The following is a 570-nucleotide window of genomic DNA, read 5'->3' on the forward strand; positions in this document are numbered from 1 at the left end:
ACCCACCACTTATGTCTGCGCCCCTTGAGGATGAAACATGTCTGTGCCTGGGGGCATAGCTCAGCTGGGAGAGCACCTGCTTTGCAAGCAGGGGGTCGTCGGTTCGATCCCGTCTGCCTCCACCAATTGCGATGATCGTTAGCGCTTTAGCGCTTACGAGCATCTCACTCCCGAAGGGAGCCCCAATGGAGAATATTTGATTGGGTTCGAGAGAACGAATCGAATATTGCCCATTGGCGATTGAGCCAGTCAGAGCGACTGAAGTACGAGTCGACTGTCGATCTTTAACAATCTGGAAGAAGTAGTAATGGATATCGGAAGCGTCTGTGAGATGGGCGTGGAAGATATCAATGGGTAGTGATTGTATCAATGTATGAAAAGTTATCTTTAAGATGGCTTGGAATACGGCACAACGCGAGAACTCAAACCTGTAGCGCAAGCGAATCGGATTTCTTCGGAAATTGCGGAGACGCTCTCGTTATAGGGTCAAGCGAACAAGTGCATGTGGTGGATGCCTTGGCGATCACAGGCGATGAAGGACGCGGTAGCCTGCGAAAAGCCCCGGGGAGC

General features: G+C 51.4%; 1 tRNA gene and 1 rRNA gene. Both read left to right on the forward strand.

The window, feature by feature from the left end:
- The first annotated feature begins 49 nt into the window (after positions 1–49).
- Positions 50–125 (forward strand) — tRNA-Ala (locus MMB74_RS27350).
- Positions 126–484: 359 nt separating this feature from the next.
- A 23S ribosomal RNA gene (locus tag MMB74_RS27355) occupies positions 485–570 on the forward strand; the annotation flags it as partial.

This window comes from Trinickia sp. Y13 (genome assembly GCF_029522115.1).
GTDB lineage: Bacteria > Pseudomonadota > Gammaproteobacteria > Burkholderiales > Burkholderiaceae > Trinickia.